This is a genomic window from Microcystis sp. M49636_WE2 (genome assembly GCF_030065375.1).
Lineage (GTDB): Bacteria > Cyanobacteriota > Cyanobacteriia > Cyanobacteriales > Microcystaceae > Microcystis > Microcystis aeruginosa_C.
In genome coordinates, this window is sequence record NZ_JASJFG010001092.1 from 1 (window position 1) to 3,610 (window position 3,610).

Annotated in this window: 5 protein-coding genes; 4 read left to right on the forward strand and 1 reads right to left on the reverse strand. The window is 41.3% G+C overall.

All coding sequences use genetic code 11. The features are described 5' to 3' along the window. Both PX484_RS25305 and PX484_RS25310 read left to right on the forward strand, forming a co-directional pair. On the forward strand, positions 1-225 hold a 225-nt coding region (locus tag PX484_RS25305), incomplete at its 5' end, for a hypothetical protein (RefSeq protein ID WP_288106151.1). 545 nt (positions 226-770) lie between these two features. Next, positions 771-1,550: a pentapeptide repeat-containing protein gene (locus tag PX484_RS25310; protein ID WP_288106154.1), complete on the forward strand. Its 780-nt coding sequence runs from the start codon at positions 771-773 to the stop codon at positions 1,548-1,550. A gap of 244 nt (positions 1,551-1,794) precedes the next feature. Here PX484_RS25310 and PX484_RS25315 read toward each other — a convergent pair whose 3' ends face one another. Beyond that, positions 1,795-2,316 carry a hypothetical protein gene (locus PX484_RS25315; protein ID WP_287664958.1) on the reverse strand — a complete coding sequence of 174 codons (522 nt, stop codon included), beginning with the start codon at positions 2,314-2,316 and terminating at the stop codon, positions 1,795-1,797. Positions 2,317-2,683: 367 nt separating this feature from the next. Between PX484_RS25315 and PX484_RS25320 the strand changes: the two genes are divergently transcribed. Beyond that, positions 2,684-3,205 (forward strand): coiled-coil domain-containing protein, encoded by a 522-nt coding sequence (locus tag PX484_RS25320; RefSeq protein WP_287664961.1) that lies wholly within the window; start codon positions 2,684-2,686, stop codon positions 3,203-3,205. 57 nt (positions 3,206-3,262) lie between these two features. Beyond that, positions 3,263-3,610: 4-Cys prefix domain-containing protein (locus PX484_RS25325; protein ID WP_353853267.1), on the forward strand; the 348-nt coding region annotated here is incomplete at its 3' end.

Here is a 3,610-nt window from a genome sequence, read left to right on the forward strand (position 1 = left end):
GAAGTGGTCATTGCTTCCACCCGTCACATTCTCACCACTACCTTAACCACCGTGACGGGATTTGTGCCATTATTCCTCTACGGCGGCGCTTTTTGGGAACCCCTCGCTATCTGTATTTCCATCGGGGTGGTCGGAACCACCTTAAGCGCACTGGTATTTGTCCCGTCGGGATGGTACTATCTCGCTCAAGCCCAAAAGGTTTCCCCTCTGTCTGTTTCTGAGTAACTTGATTAAATACCACTTTTGTAGAGACGTTGCCTAGCAACGTCTCTATTGATACTAAATCCGTTGAGTATAGGCTATATATCAGGACAGGCAAAAAGCAATAGGCAATAGGCAATAGGGGCAATCAATAATCAGTCTTTAATAACCGGATTTAATATGATTTGGGTAAAAATACCCTGAAAGTCCTCTCGGCTCTACCGCCCTGATCCGAGAAAGTACGGAGAATTAGCTGAGTTAAATATAATCGAGTTTAAACAATAGATAAGTTTTTTAACAAGAGTAATGTTAGATACTAATTACCCGATGGACTGGGGTAGAATTGGAAAAACCAGTCCAACTGTTTTAGCCAAGCTACTTAACTATGATGAAAATTAACTTGCTGTTCGCGTTATCTTCTCTTAAAAAATCGACAAAAAACTTTACATAAACTCAAAAGAGAGCCTGATAAATTTCTTATCTAAAAGCTGAGTTAGTTATCGGACAAAGTTTTTAGGTGCTTTTGTTGATTACTTCTTAACCACCATCTTATAAGTAGAAGAAGGGAGATGAAAGTTAATCAGTTACTAAGACTCTACGAACAAGGAGAACGGGATTTTTTAGGCATTGACTTGATGAGTCTAGATCTACAACAAGTGACTCTAATCGCTGTCAATTTTGCTGCGGCCAATTTGCGCGGAACTAATTTGAGCCGCTCTTTTCTGACTAAATCAAATCTGCGGGGAGCGAGTTTGAATTGGGCGAATTTAACCTATGCCAAATTAAGTCAAGCGCAATTAGTGGAAGCGGACTTAACCAAAGCCAATCTCACCGGGGCCTTTATGGTACAGGCTAACCTGCGTAACTCGCGATTAAGTGGGGCGGATCTTTCCCATGCTAATCTCCGGGGGGCGAATTTATGCGGGGCGAATTTATGCGGGGCGAATTTATACTTAGTTAATCTCTTGGAGGCAAACCTAGATAAAGTCAATCTCAATTGGGCTAATTTGCAGGAAGCGCGGTTAAGTGGGGCTAAATGTCGTCAGATTTCCGCAAGGGAAGCCAATTTTAGCGGCTCTTTTCTTAAAGAGGTGGACTTTCAGGGGGCCAATTTAGAAAGGGCTAATTTTAGCGAGGCACGTCTGACGGGTAGTGATTTACGCGGGGCTAATTTAGCGGGTGCTAACCTAGCGGGAGCGCGTTTACAAGAGATAAATCTACAGGGAGCGGACTTGAGGGGTGCTAACTTGACGGGGACTTGTTTTGAGAGTGTTACTGGTTGGACAGAAACCGCCCAAGAAGATGATATTTTTCCCCTAGACTGGTTTCAGCCTCGTTTTGCCACTTAGGGTTTACGGCAAAAAGTTTTTCGTGGGGGCAGGGTGTGGGGTGTGGGGTGTAGGGTTTTACCGATTTTGAGGTAGTCAGTTACCTAATTTTCAGGGAAAAAGTACCTGAATTTTAGCCCCGATCCCTCCAATGGTCGGCACTTTTTGAGGTCAAAAAAGTCTAAAAGCCTTATCCAACAAGGTTTTTAGATTTATTCAGCAAGCCCTACTTATATCTGCCGAAAGCCCATGCTTTTCCTATCAATTAACGATTAGCTGGAGTGGTTAATCTTTGCTTAGGAATGGGGATTTGGGGAGCATTATTCGGCTCATCCTCGAAGGGTAAAGCAGGGGGAGGAGTGGTAGCGGTGGGAGATGGTGCTGGAGATGGACTGGGATTAACGGCAGCGGGGGGACTTTTCGGGGTGACGACGGGTGCGGGAGAGCTAAAACCAAGGAGAGCTTTGCCAAAGGGAAAAACATTAGCCCAGCGTTGAATATTAGGGTTGCCAAACCAATCTTGACGGGATACCTTCACCGAGAGGAGAGGTGCGATCGCCCCTGATTTTTCGGCCGTTATCAATAAATCAATTTTATTAATACCCTGTTGTTGATTAAAACGACTGATGATAGTTTTCTCGGCTAATTGCGATGCTCTAGTCAATAATCCTTCGTAGGATTCTCCCCGTTTAACTGTGATGGGAAGATTAACAGTGGATTGAGCTAAAACCACATCAACGGCGATAATTCCCGTCAGCAGCGTTAAAACAGTAATAGACTTGTACATAGGACAGACGGTTAAACAGTCACTCCCTGGTTAGGGTCGGGATCTTCCCTGTTAGAGTTCCCCGATCGCTTTCTTAAATTACCATGATCGATCTCTGGCCACAATGGAATTTTTTCGGTAGCAAAATCGTCCTTGGCCTCTAGCAATAGGCAATAGGGGAATAATTAGGGTTGGCTGAATAAATCTAAAAACTTTGTTGGATAATATCCTTAGGCTTTTTTGAAATCAAAAAGTGCCAGCCATTGGAGTAATCGGGGGGAAAATTCAGGTACTTTTTTCCTGAACATGGCTAAAACCCGACACCAACGAAAAATTTTTTTAGTATAACCTAATTATATTTGGCTATATCAACAAGAGGTTTTTAATCATGACACAAACTAGCGAAACCGTTACCTATTCTCTCGAATCTGTCCTGACAAGGATCGAGAGTAAAATCGACAATCTCCAAAGAGATGTTAATCAAAAATTTGACAGTCTCCAAAGAGATATGGATCAGAAAATCGACAATCTCCAAAAAGATGTGGATCAGAAAATCGATAATCTCCAAAAAGATGTGGATCAAAAATTTGACAGTCTCCAAAAAGATGTTAATCAAAAATTTGACAGTCTCCAAAGAGATGTTAATCAAAAATTTGACAGTCTCCAAAAAGATGTTAATGATTTAAAGGTGGAAGTCACAGAAATCAAAGGAGATATTAAAACTCTTGATCAGAAAGTCGAAACAATGGATAAACGACTGGAAAAAGTCGAAGATAGTTATGCAATCCTAGTTAAAGATATTGCGGACTTGAAAGGGTTTAAATCTCTGATTATCCCCATGGTTGTAGCTTTTTTAAGTGCCGTGGTCACTTTGGGATTGCGCGGCTTTTTTCTTGGCAACCAACCTTAAATATATCAGGGAATATTTTAATCATCAACTTTATTTTGTACTCTACCAATAAAATCTATGAGTTTTTGTATTAATCCTCATTGTCCTAAACCGAAAAGTATCACGGAGAGTCGTTACTGTCAATCCTGTGGTTCCGACTTGCTTTTAAATGGTAAATATCGAGTCACAAATTTATTGAGTGCCAAAGGTGGATTTGGTAATACCTATGAAGTGATAGATGAGCGTAAAATACCCAAAGTATTAAAAGTTCTTACCTACGATTCCAGCAAAGCTATTGATTTATTTCAACAGGAAGCCAATCTTTTAAAACAATTAAATCACCCCGGTATTCCCAAAGGAGAAAACTATTTTATTTATCATCCCCGGGAGAGTCAAACTGCTTTACACTGTTTAGTCATGGAGAAA